This window comes from Ilumatobacter fluminis (genome assembly GCF_004364865.1).
In the GTDB taxonomy this organism is placed as follows: Bacteria; Actinomycetota; Acidimicrobiia; order Acidimicrobiales; family Ilumatobacteraceae; genus Ilumatobacter; species Ilumatobacter fluminis.
In genome coordinates, this window is the sequence record NZ_SOAU01000001.1 from 973,126 (window position 1) to 996,806 (window position 23,681).

The 23,681-nt window shown below is 67.2% G+C and carries 12 protein-coding genes; all 12 read left to right on the plus strand.

The window, feature by feature from the left end; translation table 11 throughout:
* The first annotated feature begins 77 nt into the window (after positions 1 to 77).
* The 12 genes from BDK89_RS22045 to BDK89_RS04335 all read left to right on the plus strand — a co-directional run bounded on the left by BDK89_RS22045 (position 78) and on the right by BDK89_RS04335 (position 23,601).
* The gene (locus tag BDK89_RS22045) at positions 78 to 5,687 is read left to right on the plus strand and encodes a PKD domain-containing protein (RefSeq protein ID WP_208293961.1); all 5,610 of its coding nucleotides are present in this window, start codon (positions 78 to 80) and stop codon (positions 5,685 to 5,687) included.
* A 282-nt stretch (positions 5,688 to 5,969) separates the two neighbouring features.
* Positions 5,970 to 6,509: a 50S ribosomal protein L10 gene (gene rplJ, locus BDK89_RS04285; protein ID WP_133867767.1), complete on the plus strand. Its 540-nt coding sequence runs from the start codon at positions 5,970 to 5,972 to the stop codon at positions 6,507 to 6,509.
* A gap of 91 nt (positions 6,510 to 6,600) precedes the next feature.
* A complete protein-coding gene (gene rplL, locus BDK89_RS04290) occupies positions 6,601 to 6,984 on the plus strand; it encodes a 50S ribosomal protein L7/L12 (protein WP_133867768.1) in 384 nt (127 codons plus the stop codon).
* A 96-nt stretch (positions 6,985 to 7,080) separates the two neighbouring features.
* Positions 7,081 to 8,073: a PQQ-dependent sugar dehydrogenase family protein gene (locus tag BDK89_RS04295; protein WP_133867769.1), complete on the plus strand. Its 993-nt coding sequence runs from the start codon at positions 7,081 to 7,083 to the stop codon at positions 8,071 to 8,073.
* Positions 8,074 to 8,339: 266 nt separating this feature from the next.
* Positions 8,340 to 11,957 carry a DNA-directed RNA polymerase subunit beta gene (rpoB, locus tag BDK89_RS04300; RefSeq protein ID WP_133867770.1) on the plus strand — a complete coding sequence of 1,206 codons (3,618 nt, stop codon included), beginning with the start codon at positions 8,340 to 8,342 and terminating at the stop codon, positions 11,955 to 11,957.
* A 35-nt stretch (positions 11,958 to 11,992) separates the two neighbouring features.
* Positions 11,993 to 15,859 (plus strand): DNA-directed RNA polymerase subunit beta', encoded by a 3,867-nt coding sequence (locus BDK89_RS04305; protein WP_133867771.1) that lies wholly within the window; start codon positions 11,993 to 11,995, stop codon positions 15,857 to 15,859.
* Between the two features lie 258 nt (positions 15,860 to 16,117).
* On the plus strand, positions 16,118 to 18,637 hold the full coding sequence (locus BDK89_RS04310) for a glycosyltransferase family 2 protein (protein ID WP_133867772.1): 2,520 nt from the start codon (positions 16,118 to 16,120) through the stop codon (positions 18,635 to 18,637).
* Between the two features lie 165 nt (positions 18,638 to 18,802).
* Positions 18,803 to 20,773: a PA14 domain-containing protein gene (locus tag BDK89_RS04315; protein ID WP_166657379.1), complete on the plus strand. Its 1,971-nt coding sequence runs from the start codon at positions 18,803 to 18,805 to the stop codon at positions 20,771 to 20,773.
* A gap of 173 nt (positions 20,774 to 20,946) precedes the next feature.
* Positions 20,947 to 21,318: a 30S ribosomal protein S12 gene (gene rpsL / locus BDK89_RS04320; RefSeq protein WP_133867774.1), complete on the plus strand. Its 372-nt coding sequence runs from the start codon at positions 20,947 to 20,949 to the stop codon at positions 21,316 to 21,318.
* Positions 21,319 to 21,321: 3 nt separating this feature from the next.
* Positions 21,322 to 21,792, plus strand: a complete 471-nt coding sequence (gene rpsG, locus BDK89_RS04325; protein WP_133867775.1) for a 30S ribosomal protein S7 — start codon at positions 21,322 to 21,324, stop codon at positions 21,790 to 21,792.
* 127 nt (positions 21,793 to 21,919) lie between these two features.
* Positions 21,920 to 23,044: a glycerophosphodiester phosphodiesterase family protein gene (locus tag BDK89_RS04330; RefSeq protein WP_166657380.1), complete on the plus strand. Its 1,125-nt coding sequence runs from the start codon at positions 21,920 to 21,922 to the stop codon at positions 23,042 to 23,044.
* Between the two features lie 122 nt (positions 23,045 to 23,166).
* Entirely contained in the window at positions 23,167 to 23,601 is a 435-nt protein-coding gene (locus tag BDK89_RS04335) for a CBS domain-containing protein (RefSeq protein ID WP_133867777.1), read from the plus strand.
* Positions 23,602 to 23,681 lie beyond the last annotated feature (80 nt).

Here is a 23,681-nt window from a genome sequence, read left to right on the forward strand (position 1 = left end):
GGCTCGTTCGCGTTCCGGGCGCACCGTCTGGCACGTGCTGTTACCCCGCTGTTACCACCCTCGTGCAGGGTGGCCGCATGCGGACAACCCCTGTGACCAGTCGCGTCTCCCTGCTGCTCGCCACCGTCCTCATGGTCCTCGGCGTGGCCATGTGGTTCACCTTTTCCACCGCGTCGCCGGTCGAGGCGGCGCCTCGATCGGTTGCCGAGCCGGCTCCCAACACTCCGTTGCCGCAATGTGTCGTCGAGGACGGGGGGAGCGAGGGTCTCGGCTGCGCGCCCGACGCGTTCGGTGCGATGATCAGTGGCGACTTCGCGTCGGGCAGCACCTTCGTCGTCCGGAGTGCTCCCAACGGCCTGGCGCCGTGCTTCACCTACGTCTCGACGGGGTGCTACTACAGCCTCAGCGCACCGAGCATTTCGCGGTGCGTGTACCTCGAGAACGGTGACCCCACGGCGGTTCGGTCGTGTCCGTCGCTCAGTTCGAGCGGATCGGTGTCCGGATGGACGGCGCAGCGCCAGGGGAGCTGCAGCGGCAGCCTCGGCAGCACGTACGCCGCGGGCGGAGGCACGCAGGAGACGTTCTGGGTGGTGAGGGCGGCCGTCCTCTCGATGTGCACGTACGAGGTGCCCGACACCGTCACGATCGACAACCTGTACGGTCCCACCTTCTTCCTGGTCAGGACCTCCGTGCGAGAGTGCATCGAGCCGGGTGGCGGGTACGGCTGCGACGAGTCGTGGGCCACCCTCGAGACCAGGACCGAGTACGGCTGGCTGCCGGTCAGTGGAACGATGGCCGCCCACGCCGAGTTCGACGTCACCCACGTCGAACACGGCATCTACAGCTTCACGAACAACTCGGTCGAGTTCGCCGACACGACGGTCGGTTACGAGTGGGACTTCGGCGATGGTTTGACATCGGAGGCCGTCAGCCCTTCCCACGAGTACGCCCAGCCCGGCGACTACACGGTGACACTCACGATGCGCGGCGCCGACGGCCGAACCGACTCGACCTCGCGCGACGTCTCGGTCGAAGCCACGACACTGGCCGTGTCGCTCATCAATCCCGACGCGATCTTCACCGGTGAGGGCAGCGGCAACCGGTTCTCGAAAGGGGATGAGTTCACCGTCCAGCTCCGCGTCGAAGCGACCGACGGCGTCGGCGATGTCGCCGGTGTGGCGCCGGTCGGTGACGTCCTCGACCTCCCCTCGCAACTCGAACTCGTCGACGACCCACTCGTCGTCGCTCCGACCACCTACACGCCAGGCATGATCACCACCTACGACATCCCGGTTCGTGCGATCGAGGGTGGCCGTTTCACCGTGCGCAGTACTTGGGCGGGCACGAACGCCGAGGGTCCGGTGGAGGAGACGGGCGAGTTCGAGGGGTCCGTGTCCGGTCTCGCGATCACCGTCACGCTCGACCCTCCCTCGTTCCAGCTCGACCAGGACAACAACGACGACGGTGAGATCACGCCCGAGGACAACGACCTCACCGTCACCGTCGAGATCGAGAACGTCAGCACGGACCACCCGGTGACCGATCTGATCGTCGACCCGCTCGACCTCGAATCGAACGACCCCGAGCACCCCGAGGTGCGTCTGTTCGCCCAGGACCCGCCTCCCGAGGCCTGGCCGACCAGCCTCGCCGCCGCGGCCACCGCCACCCGTGAGTGGACGTACCGGGCCGACGACGAGGTCGACGCGACCGTCGAAGCGTTCGCCACCGGCTCGCTGAACGACGCGCTCGTGACCGGATCGGGCGACGACGAGGTCAAGGTGTTCACCTCCGTCGTCCTCGAAGCCCGGTTCGATTTGGAGCCGCAGGCGTACGAGGCCGGCAAGGTCGTTCGCGTCAACGGCAACTTCCGCAACGTGTCGGACACGACCCCGGACCCGATCGATGTGTCGTTCGCCGTCTTCCCGAAGGTGGACGCCAATGCCGGAGGTGGCTACTTCACGACGCCGGGCGGCGCGACCCCGTCCGGAGCGATCATGTACCAACTCGCTCCCGGCGAGTCGATCGACCTCGACGCCATCCTCCAGACGACGGCGATCGAGCGCTACTCGGTGGCGCGCGTGGAATACGACGTCGTCGTCTCGACGCGCAACGACTCGAACCGGTGGGTCGAGGTCGATCCCGCCACCGTCCACGTGCTCGAGGAGGACGGCTACTCGGCCTCGCTGTTCGCCGGCCTGCCCGCCAAGCAACCCGAGCCGGAGGCCGTGTCGAACTGGGCCTGCAGCGATGACGTGATCATGTTCGCCTTCATCGGCTGCAAGCTCGCGGCAGGTCTGGTGTCGATGGTCACCGGCTTCTGCCAGATGGGCGTGATGATCGCCCAGGGCATCTACTACATCAACCAGGCGACGTGGGGCACGCTCGTCGCCGGCATGTGGGGGGCTCAGCAGACCCTTCGCGCACTCGCCGGCGACGACGCCGCATGGAACCGCTTGGCGCAGGAGATCGCCATCGACCTCGCGGCCCTGCGAGACACGGGCTATGTCGCCTTGGAGGGCTTCACGATCACGGCCGAGTCCGTCGCGCCTGCGATGGACCGCTTCTTCCAGCGCCAGGAGGTGCTGTGGACCACCGGTACGACCGAGCAGATCCTCGGTGAGATGGCGGAGACGGTCGGCGAGAACGGCGACATGGCGCTGGAGGCGCTCGTCGCAGCCCGGACGCTGAAGAAGTCGATGCTGGTCGCCGCCGGTGCCGAGCAGTCGCTCGAGGTGACCGCCCGTAATGCCCTCGACCATCAGCTGCAGAAGTCGCTGGTGGACGTCGAGGACGTCATCACGACCAAGGGCGCACGCGCCGTTCCGGAGGAGCGCGTCCTGCCGTCCGGGCTCGACGTGACCGACGCCCCGATCGTCTGGCGTGACTCGTACGGCATCGCCAAGCAGGAACTCGACAAGCTCCTCCAGATCGCCAAGGACGAAGGCATCATCGCGGCGTTTCGCTCGCGTGCCCCGATCGCTGCCGAGCTGATCGCCAAACGATTGGCGTATGCCAAGCCGGGCAGCGTGCCGCTGAAGGGTGTCAGTGACCTCGACGTGAAGTACCTCGGCTATCCGAGCGGATGGAACGGCAAGGTGTACCTCCTCGAGCCCCCGGTTCCGTGGCACCCGGCGAAGTCGGCCGAACGAGCGTCGGCCATCGAGGCATACCTCGACACGTTCCCCGACCTGACCGGTGGGTCGGCCTACTCGCGCGACATGCGGGCCGCCGTCCGGTCTCGTCTCGAAACCCGCCTCGACGAATGGCCGAAGAACCTCAAGAAGTTCAAGGCGTACCAGGAGACCGGCATCGACGTGGGCTTCTATCAGGAGAAGCAGGGCATGCATCCGGCGATGAACGACGTCGACCAACGTCGTTCGGCCCACATCAGCCGAATCGACGTGCCCGGGCGAGCCGGTGATCCCAGTCGCCCGTTCGCTCGGCGGGGCTTCCGGCTCCAGATGAACGGACCGTACGGCATCCTCGACATCACGGGCGACATCGACTTCCTCGCGATCTTCAATGCCGACGGCACGATCATCACCGACCTCGTCAAGCGGGAGCGGATCTACGAGAAGCTCCGCTCGCTCCTCGGCATGCAGCACGGCGAGTCGTTCACGTTCGACCACGCATCTCGGGAGAGCCACTTGGCCGCGGGCCTGAACGGGCCGGGTGGAGAAACGCTGCTCGCGACCACGCCGACAGGGCGACTGGTCACGACCTACTTCAACGCCGCGTTGTCACGGCTGGAGAACGTCGGACAGGTCGCAGCGAAGCAGACGATGCTCGAGGGAGCGCTGTCGGAGACGCTGTCGCCGCCGCGCCCGTCGAAGGGCTTCTCGCTCGACGACCTGCTCGCGCTGTTCCCGAGCAAGGAGGTCTCACCCGATGCGGCGATCGCATCGCCCGAGACGATCGCGAAGCTGGTGAACGGACTCACGTCGAATGCCGTCAAGAGCGACTTCTTCGAAGACGGCCAATTGTTCCGGTCGTCGGACGACGGCACCCTCGAGCAGTACCGGCAGCCCGGTAGCCCTGGATCTGCACCGGACACGGCGACGTCGGCCGGTGCGCTGACCGAACGCGTCGCAGCTGCTGACGTCGGCGACGACATCGACGCCGAACTCGCCGAAGTCGTCGGAGCCGGGTACGTCGAGCCCGACGTCGTCGGGCGCTCCGGCGGACGATGGGTCGAGGTCTCGGTCGGCGACGCGCTCGGTGACGACGGCACGCTCGAGTTCGTCCCGTTCACCTACCTCGGCAGCCCCACCGAGGCCGGGGCGACCAACGTCGACGTGCTCTCGCTCGCCGAGATGAACGCGACCGGGTCCCACTGGTTCCGACCGGGAGATCGAGTCGTCGTCGACCCGGGTGGCCCCGGCGAGGAGTTCGCGACGATCGCGAGCGTCTCACCGCTCACGTTCGCCGCGCCGTTGCAGCATCCGCACTACGTCGCCGAGATGATCGCCATCCCGGCGGGTGTGCCCAGCACCGGTGGTCCTGGGCCGGGTCCGGGTTCCGACGCGATCGTGTCGGTGTCGCCGGCTCGGTTGTTGGAGACGCGGCCTGCTTCGGTGGGGTCGACGACGGTGGATGGGAAGTTCGCTGCTGGTGGTGCGGTGGCTGCGAAGTCGGTGACCGAGGTGACGGTGACGGGTCGTGGTGGTGTGCCTGGTGATGCGGCGGCGGTGATGTTGAACGTGACGGCGGTGCTGCCCGATGGTGCGGGTCATGTGACGGTGTTCCCGTGTGGTTCGTCGATGCCGACGGCGTCGAATCTGAACTATGTGGCGGGTCAGGTGGTGCCGAATGCGGTGTTGGCGAAGGTGGGTGCTGGTGGGAAGGTGTGTTTCTACTCCCATGCGGGTGTTCATCTGGTCGTCGACGTGAACGGCTACGTGCCGGCGGGGAGTTCGGTGGCGTCGGTGTCGCCGGCTCGGTTGTTGGAGACGCGGCCTGCTTCGGTGGGGTCGACGACGGTGGATGGGAAGTTCGCTGCTGGTGGTGCGGTGGCTGCGAAGTCGGTGACCGAGGTGACGGTGACGGGTCGTGGTGGTGTGCCTGGTGATGCGGCGGCGGTGATGTTGAACGTGACGGCGGTGCTGCCCGATGGTGCGGGTCATGTGACGGTGTTCCCGTGTGGTTCGTCGATGCCGACGGCGTCGAATCTGAACTATGTGGCGGGTCAGGTGGTGCCGAATGCGGTGTTGGCGAAGGTGGGTGCTGGTGGGAAGGTGTGTTTCTACTCCCATGCGGGTGTTCATCTGGTCGTCGACGTGAACGGCTACGTGCCGGCGGGGAGTTCGGTGGCGTCGGTGTCGCCGGCTCGGTTGTTGGAGACGCGGCCTGCTTCGGTGGGGTCGACGACGGTGGATGGGAAGTTCGCTGCTGGTGGTGCGGTGGCTGCGAAGTCGGTGACCGAGGTGACGGTGACGGGTCGTGGTGGTGTGCCTGGTGATGCGGCGGCGGTGATGTTGAACGTGACGGCGGTGCTGCCCGATGGTGCGGGTCATGTGACGGTGTTCCCGTGTGGTTCGTCGATGCCGACGGCGTCGAATCTGAACTATGTGGCGGGTCAGGTGGTGCCGAATGCGGTGTTGGCGAAGGTGGGTGCTGGTGGGAAGGTGTGTTTCTACTCCCATGCGGGTGTTCATCTGGTCGTCGACGTGAACGGCTACGTGCCGTGAACCGACGGTGACGGGTGGGGCCCGGTCCCGGCACGCCGGGCCCCACCGGTACACCCGCCGCTCGGCGCCCGGCCGTTGCATCGCCGGTCGGCGCCGATATCGTGGCGGGCTGACATATCCGGTCAGCTCGCCGAAGACCGCTGGTCATCTCCCGAGATGAGAATGGGTTCCCCGCCAGCCGAGGTGCACGCTCCACGAGACACGACACGTTTCGACGTTTCGCTCCTCATGGCGTTCGCACTCGCGAGCCATGAGTAGAAGCGAAAGGAGGTGCACACACACATGAGTGATACTGCAACCCGTGAACCCCGTGCCGACAAGGTCGCGGTGGTGAAGGAGATCGGGGAGAAGCTGGAAGGCTGCCAGGCCGTGTTCGTGACCGAATACCGTGGCCTGTCCGTCGCCCAGATCGCCGACGTCCGCAACGCGCTCCGTCCCGCCGACGCCCAGATGGCCGTGTACAAGAACACGCTCGCCAAGCTGGCCGTCCGTGAGGCCGGACTCGACGGGCTCGACGACCTGCTCGTCGGTCCGACCGCGCTCACGTTCGTCAAGGGCGACGTCGCCGGTGCCGCCAAGGCACTCCGCGAGTCGTCGAAGGCGATGCCGAGCCTGGTCGTCAAGGGCGGCGTGCTCGGAGAAGCCGCGTTGTCCGACAAGGACGTCATGGCGCTCGCCGATCTGCCGTCGCGCGAAGAGCTGCTGGCCAAGTTCGCCGGTGCGCTACAGGCGCCGCTGGTCAAGACCGCCGGTCTGCTCCAGGCGCTCCCGCGCAACTTCGCCTACGGCCTCAACGCCCTCATCGAGAAGCAGGCCGCCTGAGCGGCCCGCTTCCCATCCCATCCTTCATCCAAGCGATTCATTCATTCGAGGCGCCACGACGGCGCCACCCCATTCCACAAGGAGAACCATCATGGCCACCAAGGAAGAGATCCTCGACGCCATCAGCAACATGACCGTCATCGAGCTCAAGGAGCTCCTCGACGCGTTCGAAGAGAAGTTCGAAGTCACCGCAGCCGCCCCGGTTGCCGTCGCCGCTGCCGGTGCTCCGGCTGCCGGTGGTGACGATGCCGGCGCCGCCGAGCAGGACGAGTTCGACGTCATCCTCGCCGAGGCCGGCGGCCAGAAGATCCAGGTGATCAAGGCCGTGCGTGAGCTCACGAGCCTCGGCCTCAAGGAGGCCAAGGACCTCGTCGACGGCGCTCCGAAGCCGATCCTCGAGAAGGCGTCGAAGGACGACGCCGAGGCCGCCAAGGCCAAGCTCGAAGAGGCCGGCGCCACCGTCGAGCTCAAGTGAGCTGACGCGTCGTACGACGCATCTTCTGGAGCGAGCCCCGGGTGCGAACCCGGGGCTCGCCCGCGCTTTCGGCCCGATCGTCGCGAGACTGGCGCCATGCGTCTCGTCGTCGTCGCCCTGGCCGTCATCCTCGTGGGCTGCGGTGACGATGCTGCCGGCGGTGACCCGACGGCACTCTCGGTGACCGTCGTCGCCGAGGGGTTCGACGGGCCGACCCAGATCGGCCACGACGGGCGTGGCGGCTACGTGCTGGCAGAACTGAACGGGGGAGAGGGCGACGGCACGGGACGGGTGCTGCACCTCGAGTCGATCGATGCCGAGCCGTCGGTGCTCGTCGACGGGCTCCTGACCCCGACCGGTGTGGCCGTCGACGGTGATCTGCTGTGGATCATGGAGCGACGCACGCTGAGCGTCGCCTCCCTCGACGACCCGTCCGACCGGCGCATCGTGCTCGACGACCTGGCCTTCAACGGCCGATCGGAGGGGACGATCAGCGCGGTCGACGGCGGCGGCATCCTGTTCGACACCTCGGGCCGCCGTGACGGCGGCGACCTGGCCGACGGCTCGGGCCGGTTGTTCTTCCTCGCCGGCCCCGACGCCGACCCCGAGGAGTTCGCCGTCGGCTTCAAGCACGCCTACGCCCATGCGCCGCTCGGCGACGTACGCTGGCTCGTCACCGAGGTCTCCGACGGTCGGCTCGACGACGTGCGTCCGCCCGACGAGTTGACGATCGTCGAGCGGGGCGACGACTTCGGCTACCCGCGCTGCATCGGCGACCGGGTCCCCGTGGCCGAGACCGGCGGCACGGCCGCCGAGTGCGTGACCGGCCCGCCGTCACTGGCTCTGTTCGAGGCCCAGGCGACGCCGACCGGCGTGGTCGTCGCACCGTGGGACGACGAAACGGCCCTGGTCGCGTTGTGGGTGCGGGGCGAGATCGTCGCCGTTCCGGTCGAACCCGGCGACGAACCGCACGACCCCGCCGTGGTCGTCGACACGATCGAGCGGCCCCAGCACCTGCTGGTCGACGGCGACCGGGTGCTCGTCACCGATCACGAGTCGGGGCGGATCCTCGCCCTCGAAGCGGGTTGATCACCCTCCTGACCTGGACCTTCGTCCCGAAACGGTCGAGAACGCTTGACATCCGGCTCCGATTTCCTTACCGTGTGCCGCAATTCGACGCCCAGCCGGGAGGCCAGGGCCGGTTCGATGCAGAGACGCCCGCACTGCAGCGGTTGACGATCCTGTGACGATCAGGATAGGATCGCCTGTTGCCGTGCGTCGTTGTGCCTCTTTTCCTTTCCAGGCCGGGGACTTCGCGCGCGCCCTCATCCACGCCGACAACATCGAGGTGATCTGTGGCTACTCGCTCGACCTCTCGTGAGCGTTACTCGTTCGCGAACCTGGACGAACCCCTCGAACTGCCTGACTTGATCGCGATCCAGCGAGAGAGCTTCACGTGGTTCATGGAAGAAGGGCTCGCGAATACCTTCCGCGACATCAGCCCCATCAAGGACTTCTCCGAGGCGCTCCAGCTCGAGCTCGAGTTCGACCCCTTCGACGAAGACCTGCGCCCCCCGCCGAAGTTCACGGTCGAGGAGTGCAAAGAGAAGGACATGACCTACAGCGCGCCGATCTTCGTGCGCGCCCGGTTCATGAACCGCAACACCGGTGAGATCAAGGAACAGACGGTCTTCATGGGCGACCTGCCCGCGATGACCGACAAGGGCACCTTCATCATCAACGGCACCGAGCGCGTCGTCGTGTCGCAGCTCGTCCGCAGCCCCGGCGTCATCTTCGAGCCGGGTGAGCGCTACCGCCTGCGTAACCTCACCAAGCACCAGCTCGTCAAGGGCACCATCCACCCGTACCGCGGTGAGTGGATGGAGTTCGACGTCGAGCACCGCCCCGGCAAGGACGTCACCTGCGGCACCCGCGTGGCCCGCAAGCGTCGCCTCGGCATCTTCACCCTCCTGCGTGCCCTCGGCTACGACGAGGAGAACGCCCCCGGATTCCTCGAGCGGTTCGTCGCCGAGTTCGACTTCCTCGAGGGCCAGTGGGACAAGGAGCGCGACATCGCGCCGACCCAGGACGAAGCACTCGTCGAGATCTACAAGCGTGCCCGCCCCGGCGAGCCGCCCACCGTCGAGTCGGCCAAGGCCTACTTCCGCAACGCGTTCTTCGAGAACCGTCGCTACGACCTGAGCCGCGTCGGCCGCTACAAGCTGAACCGCAAGCTCGGTGACGAGGTCGAGAAGGTCGCCGAGCAGTTCGGTCTGCTCGGTCACACCAACAGCGAGGGCGAGCCCCTCGTCGACCTGCCCGAAGAGGGCCAGCACGTGCTGACCAAGATCGAGGTCCTCGCAGCGGTCACCTACATGCTGAACCTCGTCAAGCAGGAGCCCGGCTACCGCCTCGACGACCAGGACCACTTCGCGAACCGTCGCATCCGCTCGGTCGGCGAGCTGATCCAGAACCAGGTCCGCATCGGCCTGAGCCGCATGGAGCGCGTCGTGCGTGAGCGCATGACGACCCAGGACGTCGAAGCGATCACCCCGCAGACCCTGATCAACATCCGCCCCGTCGTGGCGGCGATCAAGGAGTTCTTCGGCACGTCGCAGCTGTCGCAGTTCATGGACCAGGTCAACCCGCTGTCGGGTCTGACCCACCGCCGTCGCCTGTCGGCGCTCGGCCCCGGTGGTCTGTCGCGTGAGCGTGCCGGCTTCGAGGTGCGAGACGTCCACTTCTCGCACTACGGCCGCATGTGCCCGATCGAGACGCCGGAAGGCCCGAACATCGGTCTGATCGGCGGTCTGTCGACCTTCGCCCGCGTCAACGAGTTCGGCTTCATCGAGACGCCGTACCGCAAGATCGAGAACGGCAAGGTCTCCGGCGAGATCGTCTACATGGCCGCCGACGAGGAAGAGAAGTACGTCGTCGCCCAGGCGAACACGCCGATCAACCCCGACGGCACCTTCCGCGACGACCGAGTGCTCGTTCGTCGTTCGCCGCAGGCCGCCAGCCTCGACGACCTCCGCAAGATGCTCGAACAGGAGAGCTTCTTCGGTGCGACCACCGACATCGGCTACGTCCCGCCGACCGAGGTCGACTACATGGACGTCAGCCCGAAGCAGATCGTCTCGGTCGCGACGGCGCTGATCCCGTTCCTCGAGCACGACGACGCCAACCGTGCCCTGATGGGCGCCAACATGCAGCGCCAGGCCGTCCCGCTCCTGCGGGCCGAGGCGCCGTACATCGGCACCGGCATCGAAGACCGCGCCGCCCGCGACGCCGCCGACCTGATCCAGGCCGCCGACGACGGTGAGGTCGTCGAGGTCACCGGCGCCACCATCACCGTGCAGTACAAGACGCTCGGCAAGAAGGTCTACGGCCTGTCGAAGTTCCGTCGCTCCAACCAGGACACCTGCATCAACCACCGTCCCCGGGTGACCGAGGGCGACAAGGTCAAGATGGGCACCGTCCTCGCCGACGGCCCCTCGACCGACCACGGTGAGCTGGCACTCGGCAAGAACCTCCTCGTGGCGTTCATGCCGTGGGAGGGCTACAACTTCGAGGACGCGATCATCTTGTCGGAGCGCCTCGTGCGCGACGACGTGCTGACGTCGATCCACATCCACGAGCACGAGGTCGACGCCCGCGACACCAAGCTCGGCCCCGAAGAGATCAGCCGTGACATCCCGAACCTGAGCGACGACATCCTCGCCGACCTCGACGACCGCGGCATCATCCGTGTCGGCGCCGAAGTCGGACCGGGCGACGTCCTCGTCGGCAAGGTCACCCCGAAGGGCGAGACCGAGCTGACGCCCGAAGAGCGTCTGCTCCGCGCGATCTTCGGTGAGAAGGCCCGCGAAGTCCGCGACACCAGCCTCAAGGTGCCCCACGGTGAGCAGGGCAAGGTCATCGACGTCAAGGTGTTCAACCGTGACGACGGCGACGAGCTGCCCCCGGGCGTCAACCAGCTGGTCCGCGTGTACGTGGCCCAGAAGCGCAAGATCTCGGTGGGCGACAAGCTCGCCGGTCGCCACGGCAACAAGGGCGTCATCTCCAAGATCCTCCCGGTCGAGGACATGCCCTACACCGCCGACGGCAGCCCGGTCGACATCATCCTCAACCCGCTCGGCGTGCCGAGCCGCATGAACGTCGGACAGGTGCTCGAGTCGCACCTCGGCTACTGCGCACGTTGGGGCTGGACCAACCCGGACGGCAACCAGGTCGGTGACAACCCGATCCGTGGCACCGAGCGCAAGACCCGCCCGACCACCCAGCCGGCCACGTTCATCGCCACCCCGGTGTTCGACGGCGCCAACTGGGACGAAGAGGAGAAGTCGGGCAAGCACCCGACCATCCAGACCATCTTCGAGAACCTCAACGCCGAAGGCGCCGCCGGTCAGCGACTGATCGGCACCAACGGCAAGCAGTACCTGTACAACGGCCGCACCGGCGAGAAGTACGACCAGCCGATCACCACCGGCTACATGTACATCCTGAAGCTGGCGCACCTGGTCGACGACAAGATCCACGCCCGCTCCACCGGCCCGTACTCCATGATCACCCAGCAGCCGCTCGGCGGTAAGGCCCAGTTCGGTGGCCAGCGCTTCGGTGAGATGGAGGTGTGGGCACTCGAGGCGTACGGCTCGGCCTACTGCCTGCAGGAGCTGCTCACGATCAAGTCCGACGACGTGCTCGGCCGTGTGAAGGTCTACGAAGCGATCGTCAAGGGCGACAACATCCCCGAACCGGGTGTGCCCGAGAGCTTCAAGGTCCTCATGAAGGAGATGCAGGCACTCTGCATCAACGTCGAGGTGCTCGGCGACGACGGCCGCGAAATCGAGATGCGTGATCTCGACGACGAGGTCTTCCGTGCCGCCGAAGAGCTCGGCATCGACATCTCCCGGCCCGAACGAGGGACCGACGAAGACGACGCGCGTCGCGCCGCCGAGCGCGCCGCACGCTGATCAGGACTGACGAGAGAGACAAGGACACAACGCACATGCTCGACGTCAACATGTTCGACCAGCTCAAGATCGGGCTGGCCACCGCCGACCAGATCCGACTCTGGAGCCACGGCGAAGTCAAGAAGCCGGAGACGATCAACTACCGCACGCTCCGTCCCGAGAAGGACGGCCTGTTCTGCGAGAAGATCTTCGGCCCCACCCGCGACTGGGAGTGCTACTGCGGTAAGTACAAGCGCGTCCGGTTCAAGGGCATCATCTGCGAGCGCTGCGGCGTCGAGGTGACCCGTTCCAAGGTCCGTCGCGACCGCATGGGCCACATCGAGCTGTCGGCTCCCGTGGTCCACATCTGGTACCTCCGCGGCACCCGCTCGTGGCTGGCCTACCTCCTCGCCGGCATCGAGCCGAAGGAAGAGCTCAAGGCCAAGCAGCTCGAGAAGGTCATCTACTTCGCCGCCAACCTGGTCACCTGGGTCGACGAGGACAAGCGCCACGAAGACCTCGAGAGCCTCGAGGCCGAGTACCTCGAAGAGCGCGACGAGATCCGCAAGGAACTCGAACTCGCCATCGACCGCCGCTACAAGGAGCTCGAGGACGAGGCCGAGGCCGCCGAGGCCGAGGGCAACGACACCAAGAAGCTCAAGCGCGAGGCCGAGAAGGAAGTCGAGTCGATCCGCGAGCGCTACGAGATGGAGCTCGACCTGGTCGAGCGTGCCTGGGACGAGTTCAAGGGCCTGCACAGCCGCAAGATCCTCGAAGACGAGATGCTGTGGCGCGAACTGCGCGACAAGTACGGCGACTACTTCGAGGGTGGCACCGGCGCCGATGCCATCAAGCAGCTCATCGACCGCATCGACTTCGACGAAGAAGAAGTGAAGCTGCGTGCGGCGATCGACCCGCAGGAGGGTCAGAAGCCGCTCAGCGCCCAGCGCAAGCAGAAGGCGATCAAGCGCCTCAAGATCGTCGCGTCGTTCAACCGCCGCGACGAGCACGAGCGCCGCATCAACGACCCGAAGGCGATGATCCTCGACGTCGTGCCGGTGATCCCGCCCGAGCTGCGCCCGATGGTGCAGCTCGACGGTGGCCGCTTCGCGACCTCCGACCTCAACGACCTGTACCGCCGGGTCATCAACCGCAACAACCGCCTGAAGCGTCTGCTCGATCTCGGTGCGCCCGAGATCATCGTGAACAACGAGAAGCGCATGCTGCAGGAGGCCGTCGACGCCCTGTTCGACAACGGCCGCCGCGGCCGTCCGGTCACCGGACCGGGCAACCGTCCGCTGAAGTCGCTGTCCGACATGCTCAAGGGCAAGCAGGGTCGCTTCCGTCAGAACCTGCTCGGCAAGCGCGTCGACTACTCGGGTCGTTCGGTCATCGTGGCCGGCCCGACCCTCAAGCTGCACCAGTGCGGTCTGCCGAAGCTGATGGCGCTCGAGCTGTTCAAGCCGTTCGTCATGAAGCGTCTGGTCGACCTCGAACTGGCCCAGAACATCAAGACCGCCAAGCGGATGGTCGAGCGCCGTCGCCCGCAGGTGTGGGACGTCCTCGACGACGTCATCAAGGAGCACCCGGTGCTCCTCAACCGTGCGCCGACGCTGCACCGTCTGGGCATCCAGGCGTTCGAGCCGGTGCTGGTCGAGGGCAAGGCGCTCCAGATCCACCCGCTGGTCTGCACCGCGTTCAACGCCGACTTCGACGGCGACCAGATGGCCATCCACGTGCCCCTCAGCGCCGAGGCGCAGGCCGAGGCCCGCGTCCTCATGCTGTCGGCGAACAACATCTTGTCGCCGGCGTCGGGTCGTCCGATCGTGACCCCGACCCAGGACATGGTCATCGGTGGCTTCTACCTGACCGAGCACGTCGAAGGCGCCGCCGGTGAAGGTCGCGTCTTCCGCCACCTGTGGGAGGCGCAGCGTGCGTACGAGGAAGGCGCACTCGCCCTCCACGCCACGATCACGTTCCGCCCCGGCAACGGTGTCGAGCCGTACGAGACGACGCTGGGTCGTGCCCTGTTCCAGGCCACGCTTCCGGCCGACTACGCCGAGCGCTTCGGTCCGATCACCGAGACGATCAAGAAGCGCCACATGGGCGAGATCGTGGAGCGTCTCTCCGACCACTACGACGCCGTCGAAGTGGCCGGCTCGCTCGACGCGATCAAGAACCTCTGCTACCGCTACGCGTCGCAGTCGGGCCTGACGGTCTCGATCGACGACGTGAAGACCCCGCAGATCAAGCGGGAGCTGCTCGACGACTACGAGGGCAAGGCCGACAAGGTCGAGACCCAGTTCCGTCGAGGCATCATCACCGACGGCGAGCGCCGCCAGCAGGAGGTCCGCATCTGGACCGAGGCGACCGCCAAGCTCCAGGACATCATGGAGGAGGAGTTCCGCGCTCAGCGGTTCAACCCGATCGACATGATGGTCGGCTCGGGTGCACGAGGCAACATGACGCAGATGCGTCAGATCGCCGCCATGCGTGGCCTCGTGGCCAACCCCCGTGGTGACATGATCCCGCGTCCGATCAAGTCGAACTTCCGTGAGGGTCTCGAGACGCTCGAGTACTTCATCGCCACGCCCGGCGCCCGTAAGGGTCTGGTCGACACGGCGCTGCGTACCGCCGACTCGGGCTACCTGACCCGTCGTCTCGTCGACGTCGCCCAGGAGCTGATCATCCGCGAGGAAGACTGCGGTACCAACCTCGGTATCTGGGTCAACCACGTCCAGGAGGACACCGCCAACCAGCGTGCGTACCTCGAGACCAAGCTGTTCGGCCGTGCCCTGCTCAACGACGTGACCCTCTCCGACGGCACGATCTACGAGCGCAACACGATCATCGGCGAGGACGAGATGGTCCGTCTCCGTGACGACGAGGCGATCGACCGGGTGCGTGTGCGTTCGGTCCTCACCTGCGACGCCGAACTCGGTGTGTGCGCCATGTGCTACGGCCGTTCGCTGGCGACCGGCAAGGCGATCGAACTCGGCGAGGCCGTGGGCGTCATCGCCGCCCAGTCGATCGGTGAGCCCGGTACCCAGCTGACGATGCGTACCTTCCACACCGGTGGTGTGGCCGGCAAGGACATCGCCGGTGGTCTGCCCCGCGTCGTCGAGCTGTTCGAGGCTCGCACCCCGAAGGGCGTCGCCCGCCTGGCCAAGGCCACCGGCGTGCTGCGTCTCGGCGAGGACGAAGGCAAGGGCATCCCGGTCACCGTCGTCGACGATCAGGGTGACGAGCACGAGATCGTGCTCCCGCTCGGTGCCCGTCCGATCGTCACCGACGGCCAGGACGTCAAGGCCGGCGACAAGATCACCGAGGGTCCGTCCGATCCGAAGGAACTGATGGAGATCAAGGGCATCCGCGAGACGCAGGTGTACCTGGTCGACGAGGTCCAGAAGGTCTACCGCGACCAGGGTGTGTCGATCCACGACAAGCACATCGAGCTCATCGTGCGCCAGATGACCCGCCGGGTCGGCGTGCAGGAGACCGGTGGCACCGAGTTCCTGCCGGGCGAGCGTGTCGACTCCAAGACCTTCCGCGACACGAACCGTCGCATGGTCGAGGAGGGCAAGCGTCCCGCCGAGGGTCGCCCCGAGATCATGGGCATCACCAAGGCGTCGCTCGCCACCGAGTCGTGGCTGTCCGCGGCGTCGTTCCAGGAGACGACCCGTGTCCTCACCGAGGCGGCGATCGACGGCAAGTCCGACTCGCTGATCGGCCTCAAGGAGAACATCATCATCGGCAAGCTCATCCCCGCCGGCACCGGCATGATGAAGTACCGGGAGTTCGGCATCGAGGCCCCCGAGTACGAGCCGATGACGTACTACTCGAGCGAGGACGACGAGCAGAACCCGGCCGAGTTCCTGGCCAGCCTGCACGGTTCCTACGAAGGTGGCACGACGGTCGGCTGACCGGCACCACCTCGACGTTCACGTCCGAACGACGGCCCGCCACCCTCCGGGGTGGCGGGCCGTCGCCGTTTTCGACCGTCACGAAACCGTCCACGACCTGTCAAGACAGACTCAAGAAGCCGTACGAACGCGTCGATAACAGTGGTGCATCTGCACCACGCACGCGTTATGACGGACATCTCGATGACTCCCGGATCGTTGGCACCGCGCCAGCGATCGCGTCGGTTGGTGATCAACCGCGCCCCGGAACCATCCGACGTGCAGCGGCGACTCGAGTCCGATCGCCGCCGATACTCCGTCGGCATCGTCGACCCCGATCAGTTCGCGTCCGAGCTCGCCGTCGAGTTCGCCCGCCGCGAGCGCGGTGGCCGGAACTGCGGGGTGGCGTCGGTCTCCGTGTTCGAGATCGCCGGCCTGCAGCATCGTCACGGGGCGCTGTTCGTGTTCGATCTCGTGAGCGAGCTCGTCGACGTGTTGCGATACCACCTGGCCCCGACCGACGTCTATCACGTCGCCGAGTCGGGCGAGGTGCTGGTGCTCGGCCGTGACTCGACGGTGTCCTCGACGGTGGAGCGCGTGCAACAACTCTGCCTCGAGATCGCCGGCCGGCGGTGGGGCGGCAGTGCCGACCTGCTCCTGACGCCGTCCGCCGGCATCGCCACGCTCGACGACGGACCCGACGCCGCAACCATCGTGAGGCGGGCCGTCGACGCACGTGAAGTCGCGAGCGGCCACCTCGACCTTCGCGTGCACCGATGGGAGCCGGCGATGTCGGTCGACACGGCCCCACCGGAACGGCGGCCCTTCGAGCGCTTCGGTTGGCAGACGGTCAAGGAACGCCTGCGGGCTCCGAGTCAGATCTTGGCCACCTACGTGCTCGGCCTGTTCGTCCCGTTCTGCCTCTACTGGTTCTTCGACCGGGTCGTGGGGTTCGACATCACCTGGGCGGTCTATCTGTTCTGTGTGCTCACGCTCGTCTCGACCGGCGTGATGATCCTGGTCGAGGCGCGCCTCGCCATTCGTCAGAAGGAGCCGCCGGAGGTCGAGTCGTATCCGCCGGCGTCCGCGATCATCTGCGCCTACCTGCCCAACGAGGCCGCGACGATCATGGACACCCTCGACGCGTTCCTGAACCAGGGCTACCCGGGCGGCCTCCAGGTCATCCTGGCGTACAACACCCCGAATCCGATGGCCGTGGAGCGGGAGTTGCACGCGCTCGCCGACCGACACGACGACCTCGAGGTCGTCAAGATCGAGGGCAGCACCTCGAAGGCCCAGAACGTGAACGCCGTGCTGCACATGGCGACCGGCGAGTTCACCGGGATGTTCGACGCCGACCACATGCCGCGTCCCGGCAGCTTCGAACGGTCGTGGCGGTGGCTCGCAAACGGCTACGACGTCGTGCAGGGACACTGTATGACACGCAACGGCGACGAGACGTGGCTCGCCAAGATGATCGCCGTCGAATTCGAGTCGATCTACGCCGTCGCTCACCCGGGGCGCGCCAAGCTGCACCGATTCGGCGTCTTCGGCGGGTCGAACGGATACTGGCGCACCGACCTCCTGCACGAGACGCGCATGCGGGGCTCGATGCTGACCGAAGACATCGACTCGTCGATGCGAACGGTCGAGCGCGGCCTCAAGATCAGGTCCGACCGCGACGTCGTGTCGCGCGAACTCGCCACGACGACGATGAAGCAGGTGTGGAACCAGCGGTTGCGCTGGGCACAGGGCTGGTTCCAGGTCACGATGATGCACACGGCCCGGGTCTGGCGGTCGGCGGGGCTCAACGTGCGGCAGAAGGTCGGCGCGACCTACCTGCTCGGCTGGCGCGAGGTCTACCCCTGGCTGTCGCTCCAGGTCTTCCCGCTCGTCGCCTACTGGTACATGAGTCGCGGGCAGATGATCTCGGCGGGCTGGCCGATCCTGTTCTTCACGACGGTGTTCGTGCTCCACGTCGGTCCGCACCAGACCTGGTACGCCTACAAGCTCGCCGACCCCGAGATCAAACAACACAAGTCATGGTTCTGGGGCTACCTGCTCTTTTCGACCTTCTTCTACACCGAGTACAAGAACGTCATCGCGCGCGTCGCGCACATCAAGGAGTTCGTCGGTGAGCGGGCATGGAAGGTCACCCCCCGCAGCGACGATCCGGTCGAGTTCGACGACGACATCGACCTGGGCGACGACAGCGACGACGAGGCCGGAGGCAGCGACGACGAGGTGTCGCCCCGGCGAGTTCGCGGACCGCTGGCCGCAGCCGGCATCGCCGTGGCCGCCCTCGACGAGTCGCAGGAGATGGGGGAGCCAGCGGAGACGGCACGGCCAGGCATCGCCGCCCGGCGGGCGACGGCCACCGTGATCCGATCGGAGTCGGACGACCTCGACGGATCGATCGCCGGACTCCGGGATCCGCACGTCCACGGCGACCCGCTGCTCGGGCGGATCGACTACGTCGTCGACGCGACCGACGCCTTCGGGCTGCCCCGTCGCTCCCGAGGTGTCCAGCCGGACACCACCCGAGGGGATGACCCGGCACCGCTGCTCCCGCGCCGAGCCCGCACGGGCCAGTCGGTGATCGCCGACGGCGGCAACGACTGCCGCGTCGTCGCCGACGAACCGGCACCGACCTTCGACCCGCTCCTCGACGACCCGGTGACCGATCCCGACCCGACCGACGCCTTCGGACTGCCGCGGCGGTTCGCCGACCTCCGGGCGGCGTGGAACAACGACCTCGACCGGCACGACCTCGACCGGCACGACCTTGACGGAATCTGAACGATGCACCACTCCAGTCCCACCCCGAGCCGCGCCGATAACAGAGTCATGCGTACACGTCTGGCGGGACGTGCACTCGTGGTGGGGTGCATGATCTCTGGTGCAGTATTCGTTCCATCGTCGACCTCGGCCGACGGCACCGTCGAGCCCGGCGGGGTCGAGGCGATGTCGACGACGACCGTCGTCGGCGGTGGCGACCAGCCCGCACCGCTCGACCTGGCGTACGACGTCTGGCTCGACCGGTGGGGACAGTCGCTCGGTGACATGCCGGCGGGCGCTGCGCCCGACCGCACCGTCGATCTGTCCGGTGGTTTCGAGACGCCTCGCAACCAGGGCGACCAGTACGCAGCACGGATTCGCACCCTGTTCACGCCCGCCGAGAGCGGGAGCTACCGCTTCTTCGTCTCGGGCGACGACGACGCACGGCTGTTCGTCAACCCGAACGGTCCCGACCCGGTGGGCGCCGCGATGGCTGCGTACATCGCCGGATGGACCACCTACCAGCAGTGGGACCGATACGCGAGCCAGCGAACCGCCTGGTACGAACTCGAAGCCGGAACCTCCTACTACCTGGAGGCGATCGGCAAGGAAGGGTCCGGCGACGACAGCGTCGCCGTCGGGATGCAGCGCACGGTCGGCGGTCCGGTCGAACTGCTTCCGGCGGATCTGATCGAGGCGACGTCGCTCGGCGAGGGTGGGTGGCGTCTCGCCACGCCACAAGGACTTCCCGAGGTGCCCGGCCCCTTGCACGCACCCGGCTGGTCGACCGAGATCGGGGTCGAGGCGGCGTTCGTGGCCTGGAACCCCGTCGCCGAGGCCGAGGGCTACCACGTCCGACTCGAAGGTGGCGGCCAGGTGCGGCAGTTCGAGAGCGACGTCCCCGAGGCGTCGTTCGTCGGCCTCGTGCCCGACACTCGCTACCTCCTCGAAGTGGCCCCGATGAACGCCGGCGGCCGACAGGCGTCGACCGCGACCGTCCTGGTGACGAAGCCGGGCCCGTACCCGACGCCGGTGTCGCCCGACGCGCCGTCTCCCGACGCGAGGCCGACGGTTGCGTGGGACCGCTGGGACACCGGCTGGTGGACTCTCACCTCGATCCCCGACGGCCTGGCTCCGGTGTCGACGGCCACACTGGCCTGGGGGCTCGAGACGCCCCCGATGCAGGGCGAGAACCACGCGGCCCGCCTTCGTGCCCTGCTCACGCCGACCGAGACCGACGACTACACGTTCCACCTGTCGGGCGACGACGACGCCCGGCTCCTGTTCAACCCCGACGGGGTGAACGCCGACGGTGCCGTGGCGATCGCCTCCGTTGCCGGATGGACCGAGCAGTACCAGTGGGATCGCTACGACAGCCAGTCGAGCGCGACCTTCCGACTGCACGCCGGACGCTCGTACTACATCGAGGCCATCGGCGTGCACGGTCTCGACCTCGACCACCTCGAGGTCGGTTGGAGCGTGCCCGACGGCGACATCGAGGTCGTGCCCGCCGAGGTGCTCACGCCCACTCGAGCCGGCGAGGGCGGTTGGCGACGCGACGCGACCGGTCTGCCGCTGATCCCCGACAAGCCGAAGCACCTGAAGGTCGACAGCACCACCACGACCCTGCACGCCACCTGGGACGCCCCGACGGTCTCCGAGCGACACGGCGAGGCCGTCTTCTACGAGGTCTCGATCTCGGGCGACGCCGAGCTGGTTCTGGTCACCGAGGAGACCGAGGTGTGGATCCCCGATCTGCCGATCGGTGGCCGGTTCTGGTTCGAGGTCGTCCCGTGGAACCAGTCGGGCCGCGGCAAGGAAGCGGCCCACACCGTCCACACCGACAAGCAGGTCGACAAGGGCAAGAACGGTCAGCCCGCCGCGACGAGTACCACGGTGCCGGCCGCCGTCCCGTCGGTCTCCGACCCCGACGACGGCCAGCGCGGCAATGGCAAGCGGAACGACAAGGGCGAACTCGTCGACCAGCTCGCTCCGATCGGTGTGTTCGACGCCACTGGAGACGACGTCGGCCTCGGCGCGATCACCGGTGGAGCGGTCGCCGCCGCTCCGGCCCGGTCGCCGATCCGGTCGCAGCCGATCGGTCTGCCGGTCGGGGTCGGCGCCGGCGTCGGCGCCACCGGTTGGCCCGGCGCGTGACCGGGGTTGGCGAGTGCCCCGCACGCTCGTAGCATTGCTCTGTCCTCTCGTCGGGCCTCGCGGCTCGGCGTACGGCGCCCGGTCGGCGGCTTCGCCGGTCGGACAACTCACCACATGCCCGTCGACCCGCCGGAGTGCGGCTCTCCTCGGGTGGGATTCACGAGAGGTAGTACATGCCAACCATTCAGCAGCTCGTCCGCCAGGGACGCAGCTCGAAGTTCACGAAGAGCAAGACGCCGGCGCTCAAGGGCTCGCCGCAGCGTCGCGGTGTGTGCACCCGTGTGTACACCACCACGCCGAAGAAGCCGAACTCGGCCCTTCGCAAGGTCGCCCGTGTCCGCTTGTCGAGCGGCATCGAGGTCACCGCCTACATCCCCGGCGAGGGCCACAACCTGCAGGAGCACTCGATCGTGCTCGTCCGTGGTGGTCGTGTCCGCGACCTCCCCGGTGTCCGCTACAAGATCATCCGTGGTGCGCTCGACGCCGCTGGCGTCAAGGGACGCAAGCAGGCCCGCAGCCGCTACGGCGCGAAGACGGAGAAGTGACCCATGCCGCGTAAAGGACCCGCTCCCCGCCGCGAACTCGTCGCGGACCCGATCTACCGCTCGGTGCTCGTCACCCAGCTGATCAACAAGGTCATGCTGCACGGCAAGCGCAGCATCGCCGAGAAGATCGTCTACGACGCGATGGACATCATCGCCGCCAAGACGAACGAGGACGCGCTCGACACCGTCAAGCGCGCCGTCGACAACGTCAAGCCGCCGCTCGAGGTGCGCAGCCGCCGCGTCGGTGGTGCCACGTACCAGGTGCCGGTCGAGGTTCGTCCCCGTCGTGCGACCACCCTCGCGATCCGCTGGATCGTCGAGTTCAGCCGCAACCGTCGCGAGAAGTCGATGGCCCAGTGCCTCGCCAACGAGCTGATGGACGCTGCCAACGGTCTCGGCGCTTCGATGAAGCGTCGCGACGACATGCAGAAGATGGCCGACTCGAACAAGGCCTTCGCCCACTACCGCTGGTGAGCGAACGGCGACCCGACGGTCGCCGCCCCGACATCGAACGAACGCCCCGGGCTCCGGCCCGGGGCGTTCGTCGTTTCTTCACCCGACGTGCATGTCCGGAACCGGTCGCCGCTGTCAGACTGAGCGGATGCGCTCGTCCCCCCGTGCCGGCCTCGTCGTCGTGGCCTCGTCGTTGCTCCTGCTCGCCGCCTGCGACGGCGAGTCCGAGGTCGCAGTGACCGTGCCCGACACCACACCGTCCGAGATCACGGTGCCGGAAACGACCGCGTCGGCAGCGACGGTGCCGGACACGACCGCGTCGGCGGTCACCGCGCCGGCGTCGACCGACACGCCGACAACGACCGACGCGCCCGCCACGACCGACGCGCCTGCGACGACCATGCCGTCGGTCAGCCGTCCGACGATCGACGAGCTGATCGCGTCGGGCGAGGTGCTCAACATCGCCCACGCGGGCGGCGATCAGGCGTGGCCGCACTCCACGTTCTATGCCTTCGATCGGGCGGTCGAGGCGGGTGCCGACGTCTTGGAGATGGATGTCCAACTCACCGCTGACGGTGTGCTGATCGTCCAGCACGACGACACGGTCGACGGCACCACCGACGGCACCGGACGCGTCGACTCGTTCACCTTCGACGAGATCACCCAACTCGACGCTGCGTACTGGTATTCGCCGGGCTGCTGGCCCTGCCGTGAGCAGGACGACGAGGCGTATGTCCTGCGCGGCGTTCGCACGGGCGCGGTCCCGGCGCCCGACGGCGTCGACCCGGACACGCTGCGGATCGTCTCGTTCGCCGAGCTGGTCGAGCGCTACCCCGACATGCCGCTCGACGTCGAGATCAAGGGCACGGATGCATCGGCGGCAGCCACCGCCGATGCGCTCGCCGCGGCGATCGTCGAGTACGACCTCACCGACAACGTCGTCGTGGTGTCGTTCGACGATCCGACGGTCGAATACTTCCGTTCGATCGCACCGGACGTCGACGTGTCGCCGGGTGTGGGGGAGATGTCGGCGTGGCTACTCCAAGGTGCCGATCTGTCACCGGGGACCCGCATCGTCCAGGTGCCGCCGATGTTCGGTGACGTCCCGGTCATCAGCCCCGAGTTCTGGACGGCCGTCGACGCAGCCGGGGTCGAGGTGTGGGTGTGGCCGAACGACTGGCGAACCCAGGAGAACGCCGAGTTCTACGAAGAACTCGTGGCCGACGGTGCCGACGGCATCATCGTCGGTCGACCCGATCTGTTCCCGAACTGACATCCGTGGCGGATTGAACCCCGCCGATTCACGCACTACGTTCGGAGGCGTCGACGAGATGGGGGTTTCGTCGACGGGCGTCGTCGGTGACGACGCCGATATCGACATCGAAGGGGGTCACGATGAACGTGCAGTCGATTCTCGGATCGAAGGGCAATGCGGTCGAGACGATCGCGCAGACGGCGACACTGTTCGACGCGGCCCGACAACTCGGTGAACGCAAGATCGGCGCGCTCGTCGTGTCGGGCGACGGCCGTGCCATCGAAGGAATCGTCTCCGAGCGCGACATCGTCCGCGCCACGTCGGGGGGCGGCGCCGAGGCACTCGACAACTCGGTCGGTTCGGTGATGTCGACCGACGTCATCACGTGTTCGTGTGGCGACGGGGTCGACCAGCTGATGTCGTTGATGACCGACCGTCGGATCCGTCACCTGCCTGTCGTCGACGATCGCGGCCACCTCGCCGGCATCATCTCGATCGGTGACGTCGTGAAGGCCCGCCTCGCCGAACTCGAACACGAGAACGAAGCACTCACCCAGTACATCTCCGGCCACTGACCCGCCAGTCCGGACCACAGATGGTGTCGGATACTTCCCGTGCGGCAAGGCCGCTCGCCAGCCCAGGGTGACACACGGGA

Coding starts and splice junctions, on each gene's coding strand:
- BDK89_RS22045 (WP_208293961.1), top strand. CDS start 78: ATGCGGACAACCCCTGTGACCAGTCGCGTCTCCCTGCTGCTCGCCACC.
- rplJ (WP_133867767.1), top strand. CDS start 5,970: ATGAGTGATACTGCAACCCGTGAACCCCGTGCCGACAAGGTCGCGGTG.
- rplL (WP_133867768.1), top strand. CDS start 6,601: ATGGCCACCAAGGAAGAGATCCTCGACGCCATCAGCAACATGACCGTC.
- BDK89_RS04295 (WP_133867769.1), top strand. CDS start 7,081: ATGCGTCTCGTCGTCGTCGCCCTGGCCGTCATCCTCGTGGGCTGCGGT.
- BDK89_RS04305 (WP_133867771.1), top strand. CDS start 11,993: ATGCTCGACGTCAACATGTTCGACCAGCTCAAGATCGGGCTGGCCACC.
- BDK89_RS04315 (WP_166657379.1), top strand. CDS start 18,803: ATGTCGACGACGACCGTCGTCGGCGGTGGCGACCAGCCCGCACCGCTC.
- rpsL (WP_133867774.1), top strand. CDS start 20,947: ATGCCAACCATTCAGCAGCTCGTCCGCCAGGGACGCAGCTCGAAGTTC.
- rpsG (WP_133867775.1), top strand. CDS start 21,322: ATGCCGCGTAAAGGACCCGCTCCCCGCCGCGAACTCGTCGCGGACCCG.
- BDK89_RS04330 (WP_166657380.1), top strand. CDS start 21,920: ATGCGCTCGTCCCCCCGTGCCGGCCTCGTCGTCGTGGCCTCGTCGTTG.
- BDK89_RS04335 (WP_133867777.1), top strand. CDS start 23,167: ATGAACGTGCAGTCGATTCTCGGATCGAAGGGCAATGCGGTCGAGACG.